This is a genomic window from Devosia submarina (assembly GCF_003056345.1).
GTDB lineage: Bacteria > Pseudomonadota > Alphaproteobacteria > Rhizobiales > Devosiaceae > Devosia > Devosia submarina.
Map to the genome: position 1 here is coordinate 40,858 of NZ_PYWB01000004.1, position 15,378 is coordinate 56,235.

Here is a 15,378-nt window from a genome sequence, read left to right on the forward strand (position 1 = left end):
CTTCGGTATTTGAGTTCGGTTTCGTGAGCGCTGCTGGCTTCGTTCTGGCCATCAATATCTTTGTGGCGGGCCTGTTTGCGGCGGCGTTCGGCGCCGTAGCCTGGCACAGTCGCGAGGCCATTGGCGCCCGCTGGCTGGCCATCGCCTATGGCCTGGGCATCGTGAATGCCGGGCTTGAGCTGGTCCTGCCCGGGCAGAGCGATCCGCGCCTGCTGACCCTGGTTGTGTTTGCCGTGGCGCTTGGCGCTTTTCTGGCCTGTGTGGTGGGGCTAGCCTGCCACTACAACAAGCAGGTGCCCTGGAAGACGATAGGGGCGCTGGGGCTGGTGTCGGTTGCTCTTAATGCCGCGATGATGGATCAAGCCTCGAGCGCGTCATTCGAGCGGGCCATGGTTTACCAGCTACCCTATTTTGCTGTCCATCTTTTGGGAGCTGCCATCGTGTTCCGTTCCGGACGGCGGGGCCCTATGGACGTGACACTGCTGGTGTTTTTCGTGATCAGCGGCCTGCAATTTGTTGCCAAGCCCTTCATGGTGGTGAGCCTGGGCGGTGCTACGCCCGACAACTACCTCCACAGCCTTTATGGCGCTTATTCGCAGATGCTGACGGCGTTTTTGCTGATCGCCAATGGCGTGCTGATGCTGTTGATCATGGTACGGGACGAATTGGCTGTACTGACCATCCGCTCGGAAACCGACAAGCTCTCGGGCCTGTGGAACCGTCGGGGCTTCGAGGACCATAGCGAACGCGCGCTTGTGGAGGCTCGCCGCGCCGGAGTTCCAAGTGCCTTGGTGATGGCCGATCTTGATCGCTTCAAGCGCATCAACGATACTCTTGGCCATGCCCATGGTGACGAGGTGATTGCCGCCTTTGCCGGCATCCTGATGGACAATGCCGACAAGCGCATGGTGGTGGGCCGGACGGGGGGCGAGGAGTTTGCCGTGTTTGTGCCCGGCGCAAATCTCCCCGCGGCGCGGCTCTATGCCGAGGCGGTGCGAACGGCTTTCTCGGCAAAGGGACCATGCCTGGGCGTGCCGGGACTAAGTGCAAGCTTTGGCGTGGTGGAGCTGGCCGAGGGCGAGACGCTGGGGAGCGCCATGCGGCGGGCGGATTTGGCGCTGTATGATGCCAAGAAGAAGGGTCGTGACCAGGTCAGTGTGGTTGCGGATGGCGGAGTGCCGGGGCGACGGATGGGATCGCGGGGGTCTTAAGGCTCGCTTCGGGGGCTACCCCTTGGGGCGAGAAAGAGCGCCCGTGCCTGATCAAACCACTATCGCTTCCCGCAACCTTGATCCTTGGGTCAGTGTCGATCTGGCGCAAGTGGCGAAAGACCCCCGGATCAAGTCCGGGGGAGCCGATTGCGGGTGGAATTGTAATGGCGCAAACGAATTGTTGCGGCCGGGCTCCCACAGATTTACGGCACGCCGACCTTTAGTTCGCCTGGCCGCGCTCCACGAATTCGAATTCGTCAGCCGCTGGGTCGACCTTGAGGGCCAATTGCTGACGGTCGAGCTCGGCAAGCCAGGCCGTCCAGGAGCAAGGGCTCAAGCCGTCGTCAAGGCCGGCATGGGGTGTCTTGCGGACCTGGTCAAACTTGAGCTTGAGCTGAGCGCGTTCCTGACCGAAGCGGTTGCGAATCCGCGAAATCGCCGGTGTTCCACGGCGCGTGCTGACCCAATTCTGGATATCACGGTGGCGCGTCAGAGTTTGCATGATCGTCATATTGGCCTCCCCTCCAAATAACTGCTTTTCGCAGCTTCTAACCAACGCTAACGGCGCCGATCCTCCACCGGTTCCATCGCGTCAATAATTAATCCTGTGTAAGTTCAGTAACGAGCCTGAGGTCCTCCATTTCGGTGGCGGTGAAATAATAAAGCTGGTTTGGCGGCGTTTGCAGCGCATGAAGCCACAGTGCTGGGTCAACGCCTGTTTCCGTCAGATGAGCGATGATCTCGGCCGTGGTGCTTTGGGCATCGGCCATGGCGGACCCGGCAACACGCAGGGCGTCCTGCGGGTCGCCGCTGAGCGCTGCGGCATAGATCTGATGGACGCCGATCGCGGCCTCGGGGCTGGCGATCCGGCTCTTGCCCGAGGCAAAAACAATGGGGCAGGAGGAGGCACAGAGGGAGCCGGCAGCGACCTTGGTGGCAAGGCCCTTTTCATGGATCAAACGGCCGATAGCCAGCGCATCCACTACCGATCCTCCAGGCGAATCGAGAACCACACTCTGCACGTATTCGCCCCGCGCCTCAATCTCTGCTGCAAAACGTTCCCCAGCTCCCGGATCGATCGTGCCGACAAGGGTGAGCTGACCGCCTGCGCCAAGGGCGATCTCAAGCGGATTGTCGAGGAGGTCCGGGCTGGTGGTGATCTCGGGCATGGGGCCTTGGGCAGGGCCATCGATGGCCGGCGGCAGGATGGGCTGCATGGGCGCGGCGAGGGCTGCGCCTTGATTGGCCGTCAGTTCGCGGTAATCGACATACAGAACCGATATCGTTCCCAGCAGCAGCCCGAAAAACGCCACCCGCAGAATGGCGCCGTCTTCAAGACTGCCCGCCCATTGAACGGCACGGCGGTAAAAGGGGTCTCGGTCTCGGGTCTGGTTGTTTGCCGCAATGGTCATGCCGGGCGTGGCCCATCGGTGCGCTTGCGCTGCGCCGCATCGATCGGGGTCACCGTGGCCTCTTCAGCAACATTTTCCGCTGCCGCGGGCGCCTCATTGGGCTCGGGCTGCGGCTGGAACTCAGGCTCCGTCAGCGGCTTGGGTTTGCCGGTGGCCACATCGATGCCTGCGGCTTCCATCTGCCGGTAGATTGCCATGGCGCGCAGCATTTCGGCGGCGGTGATGTTTTCGGCTTCCTCGAGGGATTCCGAGTCACGGCGCATTGCGTCGTTGACGATCATAAGGACCAGCACCAAAACAACAGGCAGGAGATCAATGGAAATGGCGCCGGCCCAGCTCGGGATGAAATCCTGCCAATAGCGCAGAACGGCTTCGGCGCTGGACAGGGGCACGAAGCGGCGCTGCTCCACGGGCGGGGTCGCAAGGATTTCGTCGGCGGCGGCGGAAAGCGCTGCCGATTGGGCGGCAACGGAATTGCGCACCGTATCCATGACCTGGTTCTGCCGCAGGGCGAGATCGCCGACCTGCCCATCGGCCACCGGCGCAATGAACCCGGCAGACAAATCGGCCGCGGCGCGCTTGACCGATGCGGCAACCCCGGTTTGCTGGAGCGCGGCGATCACGGCGGTCAGCTGCACCGCCTCGGCCTGGAAACTGTCGGCGCGCGGCTCAATGGCGCCTGGGGTGGATACCAGTTCGCGCATGGTGGCAAGGCGCGCCGACCCCTGCTCAAACAATCCAGCCACTTCCTCGCGCGATCCGGTGATGGTTGCCGCCAGCTGGTTCATCTGCGCGCCCATCTGGGTGAGCAGCTGCACTACGCTCCCCGAGCCAGTGGTGCCGGTGAGAGCCCCCGACTCCCGCTCATCGGCGGCAAGGCCCGAGAACCGCTCTGCTGCACGCTGCACGTCGGGCAGCAGGGACTGGGCGGCGAGCGCATTGGCATGGGCATTGTCGAGGTCTTCGGCATAGCCCTGGAGCGTCACGGCCATGTGCTGCTCGGTGGCGGCGGAGCCGGCCAGTGCCGCTGCATTGAGCCAGGAGCTCATCGCCATGATCATGGCGCAGCCGATCGCCATGGTTAGAAACAGGGCCATGCGCTGCACGCCCGAAGTCACCAGTGGCACGAAGCGGAGCATGAAACTCCAAAAGGCATAGATCGCCACCGACACGGCGGCCGAATAGATGATGGCGGCGAAAAACACAAAGGTGGCCGAGCCATCCAGAAGTCCGCGCACCCCAAGATAAGTGTAAACACCCGACGCCAGGGCCAGGACGGCCAGGGCGAAGCGGGTCATCGTCTCGACGCCCCGGACGGTTTCGTTGAGGCGATAAGCATTCGGCTTGAGCTGCATCGATGGGGCCCCTGTTGCGCAGGGGAGCTTAACACAATGATCCCGGCAGAACGGTGGCGGATTTTATGGTGGGGTTTGGAGAGGAAGCGCAGAGCCCTCGGGTCGAGCCCGAGGGTGACGATTGGTGGTGGGGTTGGGGCATATGTCCCCCGCAGACCTCATGGTGAGCTTGTCGAACCACGAGGTCGGGCTCATCAATGGTGCCACGACCTCGTCCTTCGACAGGCTCAGGATGAGGTCTACTGAGGGAGGTGGTCCTATCCCTCCACCGCCACATCGAGCGCCAGTTCCACCATGTCCCCAAGTGAACTCTGCCGCTGCTCGGCGTCGATCTCCTCGCCCGTGACAAGGCAATCGGTCATAGTGCAGATGGCCAGAGCCTGGACGCCGAAGCGGGCGGCGAGCGTATAAAGCACGGCGGCTTCCATTTCGACGCCTAGGACACCATGGGCCATCAGCTTGCCATAGGCCGCTTCCCAATCGCCGTGGTAGAAAATGTCCGAGCTCAGTATGTTGCCGGCGTGAAAGCGCATGGCTTTGGCTTTGGCCTTGTCCGCAGCGGAACGCAGCAGGGCCCAGTCGGCCAGGGGAGCGAACTGGTAGGCGCCGAAACGGTCCTTGACGATGCTGGAGTCGGTCGAGGCGCCTTGCGCCAGGATCAAATCGCGCACCTTGACCCACGGATTGAGCCCGCCGCAGGTGCCGACGCGGATCAGCCGCTTGAGGCCATAAACATTTATGAGCTCATGCACATAGATGCCCAGCGAGGGCTGGCCCATGCCGGTCGCCTGCACCGAAACGCGCTGGCCCTTCCAAATGCCGGTAAAGCCCAAGCAATTGCGCACCGAATTGACCAATCGGGGCCCTTCGAGGAAGTTTTCCGCAATCCACTGGGCGCGCAAGGGATCACCGGGCAGGAGCACCGCTTCGGCATAATCACCCGGCTTGGCATGGTTGTGGGGGGTCATGGCGGCGTCCTTGTTGCTTTGGTCCAGACCCGATCATTGCCATTGCGCCTTGGGCACTGCAACCACCGGGCGGCCCATGTCTTGACCTCTTGGCAGACGAAGTCCATCTAGACTGCCGAACACGAGGAGCACGCCATGGTCGCCAAGATTTTCATCGACGGGGAAGCCGGAACCACGGGCCTGCAAATCCGCGAGCGCCTCGAAAACCGGCGCGATCTCGAAGTGCTCTCGATTGCCCCCGACAAGCGCAAGGATCAGGGCGAGCGCAAGCGGCTGCTGAATGAAGCCGATGTGGCGATCCTCTGCCTGCCCGATGATGCGGCGCGCGAAAGCGTCGCCCTGATCGAGAACGGCACGACGCGGGTGATCGATGCCTCCACCGCCTTTCGCGTCGATCCCCAATGGGCCTATGGCTTTGCCGAGATGGATCGCGGCCAGGCCGAAACCATCAGCAAGGCACGCTTTGTGGCCAATCCAGGCTGCTGGCCGCAGGGGCTGATCGCAACGTTGCGTCCACTCATCGCAGCAGGGCTGCTGCCGGCCGATTTCCCCGTCACCTACCATGGAATTTCGGGGTATACGGGCGGCGGCAAGCAGATGATTGCCGAATACGAGGCGGCGGGCGCGTCAGCGAGCCATTTCATGCCCTATGCCCTGAGCTTCAACCACAAGCATTTGCCCGAAATGACGGTTTATACGGGCCTGTCGCACGCGCCGCTCTTTGTGCCAACCGTGGGCGATTTCGCCCAGGGCATGACAACGTTCGTGCCGCTGCAGCTGGGCCAGCTGGCATCGGCGCCCAAGGCGCGCGACATCCATGCCGCGATCGCTGACCATTATGCCGGGATTAAGGACAGCTTTGTCCAGGTGGCGCCGCTTGAGGACATCGCCAAGACGCCGCTGCTTGATCCCCAGAGCTACAACAACACCAATCGCATGCAGCTTCATGTGTTTGGCAATGACGAGCGTGGGCAAGTGGTGCTGGCAGCGGTCTACGACAATCTGGGCAAGGGCGCCTCGGGCGCGGCGGTGCAGAACCTCAATCTGATGCTGGGGGTTGATGCGCGCGAGAGCCTGGCGGTGTAGGGGTGGTGGGCCCTGATATCGGGGCTCTCGGCACCCCCTCCCAACCTCCCCCGTCGAGGGGGAGGTGCTGGCCAGGGGGAGTGGAGAGATTAGGTCATAATCCCCACTAGGCACGAAATCTTGCGTGAGGCGTACCCTTGAGTACGGTTCAGGCTTGACCACGGCTTCGCTTTAGGCAAAGACCCAGGGCAAAGCGAGGTTTTCTCCCTATGGAAAAATTCACCACCCTGACCGGGGTAGCGGCGCCCCTGCCGATCATCAATATCGACACCGATATGATCATCCCCAAGCAATATCTGAAGACGATCAAGCGCACGGGCCTGGGCACCGCGCTGTTTTCGGAAATGCGCTACAATGAGGACGGCACGGAAAACCCGGAATTCGTGCTCAACAAGCCGGGCTACCGCAATGCGCAGATCATCGTGGCCGGCGACAATTTCGGCTGCGGCTCCTCGCGCGAGCACGCGCCTTGGGCGCTGCTCGATTTCGGCATTCGCTGCGTGATCTCGACGAGCTTTGCCGACATTTTCTACAACAATTGCTTCAAGAACGGCATCCTGCCGCTTGTGGTCAGCCCCGAGCAGCTCAAGCTGCTGCTGGATGATGCCGAGCGCGGCTCCAATGCCACGCTGACAATCGATCTCGAGGCGCAGACCATCCAGGGTCCCGATGGCGGCACGCTGCATTTCGACATCGATCCCTCGCGCAAGCAGATCCTGCTCGAAGGGCTAGACGACATCGCCGGAACGCTGAAGTCCGACCCCTCCATTTCCTCGTTCGAAAACAAGATGGCCGCCGAACGGCCCTGGCTCTGAGGACATCGATGGAGATCGTCTTCGAGCCCGAACCGCAGGCTGAGACGCGTGCGGCCATTCTGGAAGGGCTGATCTCCTTTAATTCCCGACAAACGGCGAGCCAGTTCGGCCCGCCCCGAAACATCGCGCTGGCGCTCAGGGATCCCGATACGAGAGCCTCCATTGGCGGGCTGACGGCGCGCATCGGCTATAGCCGGATGTTCGTTGAACTGCTGTTTGTGCCCGAGCATTTGCGCGGCACAGGCATTGGGCGACAGCTGATGGAGCGGGCCGAGGATGTGGCGCGCGAACATGGCTGCACCGGCATCTGGCTCGATACCTTCACCTTTCAGGCGCCCGGCTTCTACCAAAAGCTCGGCTATTCCGTGTTCGGCGAAATCCAGGACTACCCGCCCGGGTTCAGCCGCTTTTTCCTCCACAAACCCTTGAGTTGATCGATCATGGTCCAACGCGTTTCCACAGGCTCGCCCTTCGAGACGACCTTCGGCTATTCCCGCGCCGTGCGGCACGAAGACACTGTCTATGTCTCGGGTACGACGGGCTATGACTATGCCACCATGACCATGCCCGACGATGTGGGCCAGCAGGCCAGCAATGCCTTGGCAACCATCGACAAGGCGCTCAAGCAAGCCGGATCGTCCATCCAGGACACGGTGCGCGTGGTTTATTATGTGGGCGATCGCAACGACGTGGATGCCGTGGTGAAAGCCGTAGGTCCCGTGTTCAAGGATATCCGTCCCGCCGCCTCCATGCTGATCGTGCAGATGATCGAGCCTGGCATGAAGATCGAGATCGAAGTCACCGCCCGCATCGGCGCCGCGACCAGTTAACCGAACATGCCCAATCGCCGGCAAGTCGCGCTTGTGCTGCATGCTCTTGCCTGCATTGCCGGCCTTGCCGTTGCGACACCGCATCTGACCCGGGCCTTCGGCGCTGCCGCAGGCCCCATCTTTGCCCTCCTGCTGCAGGCCTTGCTGTTTTGCCTGCCGGTGATTGCCTTTCATGTCTGGCGTGGACGGGGCGCGCTGTTCAGCGAGCGCCTTCATTGGCGCCAATGGTGGATCGTCCTGGCGCTGCTCGGGCAATTGGGGTTGGTCACGCTGCTTCTTTTTGTGCCCAACACAGCTGTTCTGACCACCCAAAGCGCCATGCTGGCGGCCATGATCGCCCTGCTTGTGGCGCCCTTGGAGGAGATCGCCTGGCGCGGCGGCTTTCTTCGCGTCTTCCCCCAACAGCCGCCTATTGGCCTGTGGTTGGGCTGGCTCCTTTGTAGCGCGGCTCAGCTTCCCGTTCTTTATGCCACAGGAGCAGACTGGCCTTTTCTGGCCAGCGTGATGGCGGTGCTGACGCTCTTCTGGAGCGCCCTCGCCTGGCGCACGGGTTCGGTATTCTGGACCGCCATTGCCCATACGCTTACCGATATCCTGCTGCTCTGGCTTTTGCTGGATCGGAACGCTTTAGGCTAAAGCCGGCTTGCGCAGCGCGGCAAGTTGGAGCTATGTGCCGCTCCAGGCGTAACCAGCAGTACGGCAAGGATCCCCATGGCCACCCATTCCCTGTTTCTTCTTCCCGGCGACGGCATCGGCACCGAAATCATGGTCGAGGTGGAAAAGCTGATCCGGTGGACCAATTCCGAACAGCTGACCGATTTTTCGACCGATACGGGCCTGGCCGGCGGTTCGGCCTATGACAAGCACCAGGTTGCGATCACCGACGAGGATGTGGCCAAGGCCAAGGCCGCCGATGCGGTGATCTTTGGTGCCGTGGGCGGTCCGAAGTGGGACAATGTTCCCTATGAGCACCGCCCCGAAGCCGCGCTCCTGCGCCTGCGCAAGGAACTGGCTGTGTTTGCAAACCTGCGCCCCGCCATCTGCTATCCCGCGCTTGCCGACGCCTCTTCGCTCAAACGCGAACTGGTGGAAGGCCTTGATATCCTCATCGTGCGCGAACTGACGGGCGGCGTTTATTTCGGCGAGCCCAAGACGATCACGGATCTCGAAAACGGCGAAAAGCGCGCCATCGATACCCAGGTCTACGAGACCTATGAAATCGACCGCATTGCCCGTGTAGCCTTCGACCTCGCGCGCACCCGCAACAACAAGGTGCATTCGGCCGACAAGAAAAATGTGATGAAGTCGGGCGTGCTCTGGGACGAAGTGGTCAAGGGGGTCGGCAAGGACTATCCGGACGTGGAACTGCACCATATCCTCGCCGACAACGCCGCCATGCAGCTGGTGCGCAACCCCAAGCAGTTCGACGTGATGGTCACCGATAATTTGTTCGGCGATATCCTGTCCGACGTTGCGGCCATGCTGACGGGATCGCTCGGTATGCTCCCATCGGCGTCGCTCGGCGCGCCCGATCCGGTAACGGGCAAGCGCAAGGCGTTCTATGAGCCCGTGCATGGCTCGGCACCTGACATTGCAGGCCAAGGCATTGCCAATCCGATTGCGATGATCGCGAGCGTGGCAATGGCCCTGCGCTATTCGTTTGGGATGATCGAGCTCGCGACCAATATCGAGAACGCCATCTCGGCTGTGCTGAGCGAAGGGCTGCGCACGAGCGATATCGCGCAGGACAATCGCCGCACGGTGGGCACGGAAGAAATGGGCGCGGCGATCTTGGCGAAGTTGAAGGCGTAAGCGAAATTTGGCAGTTGGCACCTCCCCCTTGCGCGGCTTGGGAGCGACCTGAAAGGCAAGTAGCTCCTGTGGAGCTATCTGAGCGGACAAGGCCCTGAGAGCTATGCCTTCGGCTTGATCAACGGTGGGAACTGTTCCTGATATCCGCGCTCTCGCACCCCCTCCCGCCCTCCCCCCTCTAGGGGGAGGTGCCGCATTGAGTATGTGGCACAGCACGGTTCCCACCCACAATGTCACTCCGGCCTTGAGCCGGGGCCCAGCTCGAGATTGCGCCACAGCCGCAAGGTGGTTTGAACAGCCATGCCGTCCAGACAAAAAATCTCAGGATGGATCCCGGCTCAAGGCCGGGATGACATTGTGGGTGTGGCCGGCCCTGTGACAACAAAAAAGCCCCGGCGCGGTGCACCGGGGCTTTCATATTCACGCGGCCAAGAGATTACTCGGCAGCAGCTTCCTCGGCCGGGGCGTTGGCAGCGGCTTCGCGGGCAGCGCGTTCTTCGGCGCGCTGGGTGGCCTTTTCGCCGGGCTTGCCCTTGTTGGGGTTGTTGCGAGCTTCGCGCTTGGTGAGGCCAGCGGCATCAAGGAAGCGCAGCACGCGGTCGGTCGGCTGGGCGCCGACCTGGAGCCAGTGGCTGGCGCGTTCGGTGTTCAGCACGACGCGGTTCTCGGCATCCTTGGCCAGGAGCGGGTTGAACGTGCCCAGCTTTTCGATGAAGCGGCCATCGCGGGGCGAGCGGGCGTCGGCAACAACGATGTGGTAGAATGGGCGCTTCTTGGTGCCGCCACGGGCCAGACGGAGCTTGAGGGACATGGGTAAAAATCCTTGAGTTTGGTTGAAAGGCTTACTTTTTCTTGCCCAGGCCGGGAAGGCCGGGGAAACGGGGCGCTCCACCCAGGCCTGGCAGACCCGAGCCGGAGGATTTGAGCAGCGCGCCGACATCGGTCGGCAGCTTTTGGGTGAGTTGCGGGGTCGGCGCCGATGGCAGGCCCTTGAGCGAAGCGGGGTCGATCCCGGCCTGGCGCGCCATCTGCTCGAGCTGGGCCGGATCCATTTTGCTCAGGTCCGGCATGCCGCCGAGCATATTGCCCATCTTGCCGCCGAACATGCCGCCCAGCGCGCCCATCCCACCCTTGCCGACCTTTTTCATCATGTCGGCCATCTGGCGGTGCTGCTTGGCAAGCTTGTTGATTTCCGAGACTTCCACGCCCGCGCCAGCCGCAATGCGCTTGCGGCGGGAAGCGTTCAAGAGGTCCGGATCGGCGCGTTCCTTCTTCGTCATCGAGTTGATGATGGCGATCTGCCGATCAAACACCTTCTCGTCGATATTGGCGCCTGCCATGGCTTTCTTCATCTGCCCGGCGCCGGGCATCATGGCCATGAGGCCACCCATGCCGCCCATCTTTTTCATCTGGATGAGCTGATTGCGCAGATCGTCGAGGTCAAAGGAGCCCTTCTTGAGCTTCTTGGCCATCTTCTGGGCGTCTTCGGCCGAAACATGCTCGGCCGCTTTTTCCACGAGCGAAACAATGTCGCCCATGCCGAGAATTCGGTCGGCGATGCGGCTAGGATGGAAATCCTCCAGCGCATCCATCTTTTCGCCGACGCCGATCAGCTTGATCGGCTTACCCGTGGCCGCACGCATCGAGAGCGCCGCACCGCCGCGACCATCGCCATCGACGCGCGTCATCACGATGCCGGTGACATCGAGCCGCGTATCGAACGAGCGCGCGACATTGATCGCGTCCTGGCCGGTCAGGGCATCCACCACGAGGAGGATCTCGTGCGGCTTGGTTGCCGACTTGATCTCGGTGGTTTCAACCATCAGTTCTTCGTCGATATGCGTGCGGCCCGCCGTATCGAGGATCAGCACGTCATAGCCGCCCAAACGGCCCTCGCGCTCGGCGCGGCGGGCAATCTGCACCGGCGTTTCGGTAGGGACGATCGGCAGCGTATCGACGCCCACCTGTTCGCCCAGCACGCGCAACTGCTCCATGGCCGCAGGGCGGCGCGTATCGAGCGAAGCGAGAAGGACCTTCTTTTTCTGCCGGTCCTTGAGGCGCTTGGCGATCTTTGCGGTCGTCGTGGTCTTGCCCGAGCCCTGCAGGCCTACCATCAGCAAGGTGACGGGCGCTGGCGCATTGAGGTCGATGGCCACGGCACTGTCGCCCAGAACACCGACCAATTCGTCATGAACGATCTTGACGACCTGCTGGCCCGGCGTCACCGAGCGGGTGACTTCAACGCCCACCGCGCGGTCGCGCACCTGCTCGACAAAGGCGCGCACCACTTCAAGCGAAACGTCGGCCTCGATCAGCGCGCGGCGAATTTCGCGCAGCGCCACATCGACGTCCGCGGCGCTCAGGGCACCACGGCCACGCAGGCCATCAAAGATCTTGCCAAGCCGGTCGCTTAAGCTCTCAAACATTCTTTTTCCTTCTCGCTCACGGGCCGCGCCGCTCTTCGACCGACGCGCTAAAGCCGCGCTGGTCGCTTCGCTGGTCCTCCGCGGGGGCGGCAAACGGTTGCCGAGGTCCTCGCTTCGCTCGTCCAGTGAGCCATATGGTATCCACCAAGGCAAACGCCAAACCCACCCGCGGGCGCAACGCGCTGGCGGATGGTGACCTCCGGGATCGGTTTATACCCTGTGGGGTCCCGGTCGGCTTTCAGGTGCTTGGGCCTGATGAATAGCGTGCCGTTTAGGGGAAAGTGGCGCCTGAGTCAAGAAACGTGCGGAGAAACGCCATTTCAGGGGAGGCTTGCCCGGACAATCGCCATCTCACGTGGTGCCGGCAATTGGTGCGCGGCAAACCCGGCGTCGCTCAAAAGGCGCAGCGATTGGCTGGCAAAAAGCGCAGCCTTGCCGCTGCCGGCTGGAGCCTCCATCAGGAGAACAATGCGTCCATCTGGTTGCAGCAGCGCCTTGAGCATGGCGGGCCAGCGATCAGCGAAGCGCAAATTGACGTCCAGATTGACGGCAAGGATGGCGTCAAACCGCCGTGAACCGAATTGGGCATTTTCCAGCGTTTGGGCGCAGGTAAAAAGGCGCGGGTCCTGGATGCTGGCGCGGACGGCGTCGATCATTTTGGTTGAGCGGTCCAAGGCGGTTATGGTGCCGCTGGTCAGCCGCTCCAGCACGAGGCGCACGGCAAGGCCGTGCCCGCATCCGATCTCGAGTACATGCTCATGGCCAACCAAGCCTAGCGCCGCGACTGCGCGTTCGTGACGAGATATTCCCCTGCCCATTTCCTTCATCCTTTGGCATGCCCATTAACGAAATCGCGCGCTTTGTTTTCTAGAGTGGACCCACCGTCCCGAACCAAGATGTCGCTCCATGTCGGATGTCTCCGAAATTCAGCCTCGCTCAGTCTCGCCAGCATTGGCTGCTGCGCCACTAGGGGTCGAGATCTTCGATACGCTCCAGGGGGCCGAAGCGATCTGGCGCAGCCTTGAGGAGCGCGCCGTTGCAACGCCCTATCAGCGTTTCGACTGGATCAACGCCCTGCTGGCGGCAGGGGCGGAAAAAAACAGCCGCGTCCTTGTGGCGGTGATCACGAGAAACGAGCGCCCGGTGGCGCTCCTGCCCCTTGGCCTGCGCAAGCATCGTGGGTTAACCGAAGCCCATATGCTGGGCGCCGAGCAATCCAATGCCGATTGGCTGATTGCCGAGCCGGGCTTTAGCCCGAGCAAAGCCGAACTGCACCGGATTTTCGCCCTGGTCAGCCAGGCAGCAGGTGGCATCGACCTTCTGTCACTGTCCAATCTTCCCCAAACCTGGCAGGGGCACGACAATCCCCTGCTTGTTCTCGATCATGCGCCGGCGCCATCCAATCTTTATACGGCCGTGATCGGCCCGACGCCGGTGCCCTATATCGATCACCGGCTCAGCACCAAGCGGCGCAGCAACATCAACCGCGGGCGGCGGCGGCTGGCCGAGCAGCATGGCGAAGTGCGGATGGTGCATGTGCGGGACGATCAGATGCTCGCACAGGTCCACCAGGCGTTTCTGGATCAGCGCGGCGCCCGTTTTGCAGAAATGGGCATAAGCAACATGTTCGCACAGGCCCCCTTTTACCAGCTGTTCCGCGATCTTACCCGCGCGGGCTTCGGGAGCGAGCGCCCAACCCTGTGTCTTCACGCGCTTTATGCCGGTGACGAGATCGTGGCCACCAGCTGGGGGCTGCAGTCGAGCACGCATTATTCGCAATACATCAACTCGACCACCTCGGGAGCGGCGGCACGCTATAGCCTCATGGGCATTCTGATCAGTGAGCTCATGGATGCGCTGACCGTTCAGGGCATCACGACCTTTGACATGGGCCTGGGCGATTTCGACTACAAAACCGAATGGACCAAGTCAGAGCCTGTGTTCAACAGCGTCCTGCCACTGACGCTCAAGGGACGCATTGCTGCCCGAGCCAGGACGCAGCTGAGTGCCGGCAAGCGCCTGATCAAGCAAACCCCGGCCCTGTGGCAGACGGCCCAGCATATCCGCCGCGCGCTGTTCAAGCTGCGAAACCGGCACTAGCGCCTGATTACTTCGTGCCCGAAGCCTTTGTAGCGGCGGGCCGAGTGCGCCGGGCGTTCCATTGCGCCTGCCATGACTTGACCTTGCCTTTGAGCGCCTTACGCCCTTCATAAAGGACGGCAAGCAGCTTGACCTGCCACTGGCGCCGGCCAACCAGCACCGTACCCATCGCCTTGCGATTGTTGAAGAAGTTGAGGGCCGAATGGCCTTCGGCGGTGGAGGCCGAGTCAATCGCGTCCAGCCCGTCGGAATTGTAGAATTCCTGCAGCAGCAGATATTCCAGCGCCATGCCCGGCCCAAGCTTCTTGAAGCTTTCGTCATAGGCGATCTTGGGCGTGAAGGCGGTCCGGCCAGTGCGGATCGCGAGCTTCATGGCAATGGGCTTGCCCTCGAACAGGAGACTATCAAGAGCGCTAAAGCCGGGGCGGTAGGCCGCCCGGGCGAATGCGGTGTCTTTCGCGTGCGACAGGAAGGAGGTTCCCTGCGCCCCCTTCCAGCCGGAATGCTCCAGCTGGAGGAAATCTTCGAGACGCTGGGCAAATTGAGGACCATCCTGCACATGTTCAAGCGAGAAGGAGCCGGCTTCGCCCAGCCGACGCATTGTGCGGCGGACATCGTGCAAGCGGCTCTTGGAGAGCACCTCCTGTAGATGCGCCTCGAAACCATCCGGAAGCCGGGAAAGATGCGCCCGTTCATAGGGAACAACGACCTGCCAGTGAAGCCCCCGGGCTTGCGCCGCCTGCCGCATCATCTCTGCAAGCGGTGAGGCGGTATCGAAATCGGCAAAACTCCAGATCGCCGGCAGCTTGCCTTTGCTTAAGCCATTCACCCAGGCCTCGATCACCTGCTCGGCATGGTCGCGATGCACCAGGGGTGTGCCGCTAAACTGGTAGATATTGGCCAGGCTATTAGCCACGGGAAAGGGCGAAGGAACAATGGAGCGGGGCTGGGTGAGAAAGAGGCCCACCATTTGCCCTGAAGCCGTGGTGAAGCTATAGCCGCGCACCTTTTTACCCTGGTCCATGTTATCAAGGCCAGCCAGGACGTGACCGCGGTCATAGAATGGATTTTCGACCAGCGCCGCCGCAGCGAGGTCACCCCACTCCTTTGCCCCAATTGCACGAAGCCCTGCCACATCGAATTGGCGAAAGGTGAGTTGCTCCAGCTTGGAAGCAGAAATGGTCGCTGTTTCGGTCAGATCAAATGCCATTGCGCTCGTCATAATCCCTGCCCATTCACTTGCTTGACTATTGAATACAGGACTTTGCCCCGCGACGAGCTTGCAACCATGTCTTCTGGTTAAAAGCGGCTGAACCCAATACTGTGCTGGAGACAATCTTGCTTGCGGCTGCCCCGCAAAGGC

The 15,378-nt window shown here is 61.9% G+C and carries 16 protein-coding genes; 8 read left to right on the plus strand and 8 right to left on the minus strand.

All coding sequences use genetic code 11. From position 1 onward, the window contains the following. The first annotated feature begins 23 nt into the window (after positions 1-23). Complete coding sequence (locus tag DDE77_RS06580; protein ID WP_108396666.1) at positions 24-1,211, plus strand: GGDEF domain-containing protein; 1,188 nt, start codon at positions 24-26, stop codon at positions 1,209-1,211. Positions 1,212-1,431: 220 nt separating this feature from the next. On the opposite strand, the gene DDE77_RS06585 is transcribed toward DDE77_RS06580, so the two are convergent. From DDE77_RS06585 to deoD, 4 genes are all read right to left on the minus strand, one after another. Next, positions 1,432-1,722 carry a hypothetical protein gene (locus DDE77_RS06585; RefSeq protein ID WP_108396667.1) on the minus strand — a complete coding sequence of 97 codons (291 nt, stop codon included), beginning with the start codon at positions 1,720-1,722 and terminating at the stop codon, positions 1,432-1,434. Between the two features lie 88 nt (positions 1,723-1,810). Beyond that, complete coding sequence (locus DDE77_RS06590; protein WP_245895114.1) at positions 1,811-2,623, minus strand: COG3904 family protein; 813 nt, start codon at positions 2,621-2,623, stop codon at positions 1,811-1,813. Continuing rightward, positions 2,620-3,978, minus strand: coding sequence for a hypothetical protein (locus DDE77_RS06595; protein WP_108396668.1), 1,359 nt, complete (start codon positions 3,976-3,978; stop codon positions 2,620-2,622). The genes DDE77_RS06590 and DDE77_RS06595 overlap by 4 nt, the downstream gene beginning before the upstream one ends. Positions 3,979-4,235: 257 nt before the next feature. Next, entirely contained in the window at positions 4,236-4,946 is a 711-nt protein-coding gene (deoD, locus tag DDE77_RS06600; RefSeq protein ID WP_108396669.1) for a purine-nucleoside phosphorylase, read from the minus strand. A gap of 135 nt (positions 4,947-5,081) precedes the next feature. Here deoD and argC point away from each other — a divergent pair, with 135 nt between their 5' ends. The 6 genes from argC (at position 5,082) to leuB (ending at position 9,489) form a co-directional block, all read left to right on the plus strand. Continuing rightward, complete coding sequence (argC, locus tag DDE77_RS06605; protein WP_108396670.1) at positions 5,082-6,032, plus strand: N-acetyl-gamma-glutamyl-phosphate reductase; 951 nt, start codon at positions 5,082-5,084, stop codon at positions 6,030-6,032. Positions 6,033-6,241: 209 nt separating this feature from the next. Further along, entirely contained in the window at positions 6,242-6,847 is a 606-nt protein-coding gene (gene leuD / locus DDE77_RS06610) for a 3-isopropylmalate dehydratase small subunit (protein ID WP_108396671.1), read from the plus strand. Between the two features lie 8 nt (positions 6,848-6,855). Next, on the plus strand, positions 6,856-7,281 hold the full coding sequence (locus tag DDE77_RS06615) for a GNAT family N-acetyltransferase (RefSeq protein WP_108396672.1): 426 nt from the start codon (positions 6,856-6,858) through the stop codon (positions 7,279-7,281). A gap of 6 nt (positions 7,282-7,287) precedes the next feature. Further along, the gene (locus DDE77_RS06620) at positions 7,288-7,677 is read left to right on the plus strand and encodes a RidA family protein (RefSeq protein WP_108396673.1); all 390 of its coding nucleotides are present in this window, start codon (positions 7,288-7,290) and stop codon (positions 7,675-7,677) included. A 6-nt stretch (positions 7,678-7,683) separates the two neighbouring features. After that, positions 7,684-8,313, plus strand: coding sequence for a CPBP family glutamic-type intramembrane protease (locus tag DDE77_RS06625; RefSeq protein ID WP_108396674.1), 630 nt, complete (start codon positions 7,684-7,686; stop codon positions 8,311-8,313). Positions 8,314-8,388: 75 nt separating this feature from the next. Then, positions 8,389-9,489 (plus strand): 3-isopropylmalate dehydrogenase, encoded by a 1,101-nt coding sequence (gene leuB, locus DDE77_RS06630; protein WP_108396675.1) that lies wholly within the window; start codon positions 8,389-8,391, stop codon positions 9,487-9,489. A 436-nt stretch (positions 9,490-9,925) separates the two neighbouring features. Here leuB and rpsP read toward each other — a convergent pair whose 3' ends face one another. From rpsP to DDE77_RS06645, 3 genes are all read right to left on the minus strand, one after another. Continuing rightward, positions 9,926-10,300 carry a 30S ribosomal protein S16 gene (rpsP, locus tag DDE77_RS06635; protein WP_108396676.1) on the minus strand — a complete coding sequence of 125 codons (375 nt, stop codon included), beginning with the start codon at positions 10,298-10,300 and terminating at the stop codon, positions 9,926-9,928. 31 nt (positions 10,301-10,331) lie between these two features. Further along, positions 10,332-11,915: a signal recognition particle protein gene (gene ffh, locus DDE77_RS06640; protein ID WP_108396677.1), complete on the minus strand. Its 1,584-nt coding sequence runs from the start codon at positions 11,913-11,915 to the stop codon at positions 10,332-10,334. 320 nt (positions 11,916-12,235) lie between these two features. Continuing rightward, entirely contained in the window at positions 12,236-12,733 is a 498-nt protein-coding gene (locus DDE77_RS06645) for a methyltransferase domain-containing protein (RefSeq protein WP_108396935.1), read from the minus strand. An 88-nt stretch (positions 12,734-12,821) separates the two neighbouring features. Here DDE77_RS06645 and DDE77_RS06650 point away from each other — a divergent pair, with 88 nt between their 5' ends. Beyond that, a complete protein-coding gene (locus DDE77_RS06650; RefSeq protein WP_108396678.1) occupies positions 12,822-14,015 on the plus strand; it encodes a GNAT family N-acetyltransferase in 1,194 nt (397 codons plus the stop codon). Between the two features lie 7 nt (positions 14,016-14,022). On the opposite strand, the gene DDE77_RS06655 is transcribed toward DDE77_RS06650, so the two are convergent. Continuing rightward, complete coding sequence (locus tag DDE77_RS06655) at positions 14,023-15,225, minus strand: GNAT family N-acetyltransferase (RefSeq protein WP_157959700.1); 1,203 nt, start codon at positions 15,223-15,225, stop codon at positions 14,023-14,025. Positions 15,226-15,378: the final 153 nt, after the last annotated feature.

Excerpts from the sequence above, each read along its gene's own strand:
- leuD (WP_108396671.1), top strand. The coding sequence starts at position 6,242 with ATGGAAAAATTCACCACCCTGACCGGGGTAGCGGCGCCCCTGCCGATC.
- DDE77_RS06645 (WP_108396935.1), bottom strand. The coding sequence starts at position 12,733 with ATGGGCAGGGGAATATCTCGTCACGAACGCGCAGTCGCGGCGCTAGGC.
- ffh (WP_108396677.1), bottom strand. The coding sequence starts at position 11,915 with ATGTTTGAGAGCTTAAGCGACCGGCTTGGCAAGATCTTTGATGGCCTG.
- DDE77_RS06595 (WP_108396668.1), bottom strand. The coding sequence starts at position 3,978 with ATGCAGCTCAAGCCGAATGCTTATCGCCTCAACGAAACCGTCCGGGGC.
- DDE77_RS06655 (WP_157959700.1), bottom strand. The coding sequence starts at position 15,225 with ATGGCATTTGATCTGACCGAAACAGCGACCATTTCTGCTTCCAAGCTG.
- leuB (WP_108396675.1), top strand. The coding sequence starts at position 8,389 with ATGGCCACCCATTCCCTGTTTCTTCTTCCCGGCGACGGCATCGGCACC.
- argC (WP_108396670.1), top strand. The coding sequence starts at position 5,082 with ATGGTCGCCAAGATTTTCATCGACGGGGAAGCCGGAACCACGGGCCTG.
- DDE77_RS06650 (WP_108396678.1), top strand. The coding sequence starts at position 12,822 with ATGTCGGATGTCTCCGAAATTCAGCCTCGCTCAGTCTCGCCAGCATTG.
- deoD (WP_108396669.1), bottom strand. The coding sequence starts at position 4,946 with ATGACCCCCCACAACCATGCCAAGCCGGGTGATTATGCCGAAGCGGTG.
- DDE77_RS06585 (WP_108396667.1), bottom strand. The coding sequence starts at position 1,722 with ATGACGATCATGCAAACTCTGACGCGCCACCGTGATATCCAGAATTGG.
- DDE77_RS06590 (WP_245895114.1), bottom strand. The coding sequence starts at position 2,623 with ATGACCATTGCGGCAAACAACCAGACCCGAGACCGAGACCCCTTTTAC.
- DDE77_RS06615 (WP_108396672.1), top strand. The coding sequence starts at position 6,856 with ATGGAGATCGTCTTCGAGCCCGAACCGCAGGCTGAGACGCGTGCGGCC.
- DDE77_RS06620 (WP_108396673.1), top strand. The coding sequence starts at position 7,288 with ATGGTCCAACGCGTTTCCACAGGCTCGCCCTTCGAGACGACCTTCGGC.
- rpsP (WP_108396676.1), bottom strand. The coding sequence starts at position 10,300 with ATGTCCCTCAAGCTCCGTCTGGCCCGTGGCGGCACCAAGAAGCGCCCA.
- DDE77_RS06625 (WP_108396674.1), top strand. The coding sequence starts at position 7,684 with ATGCCCAATCGCCGGCAAGTCGCGCTTGTGCTGCATGCTCTTGCCTGC.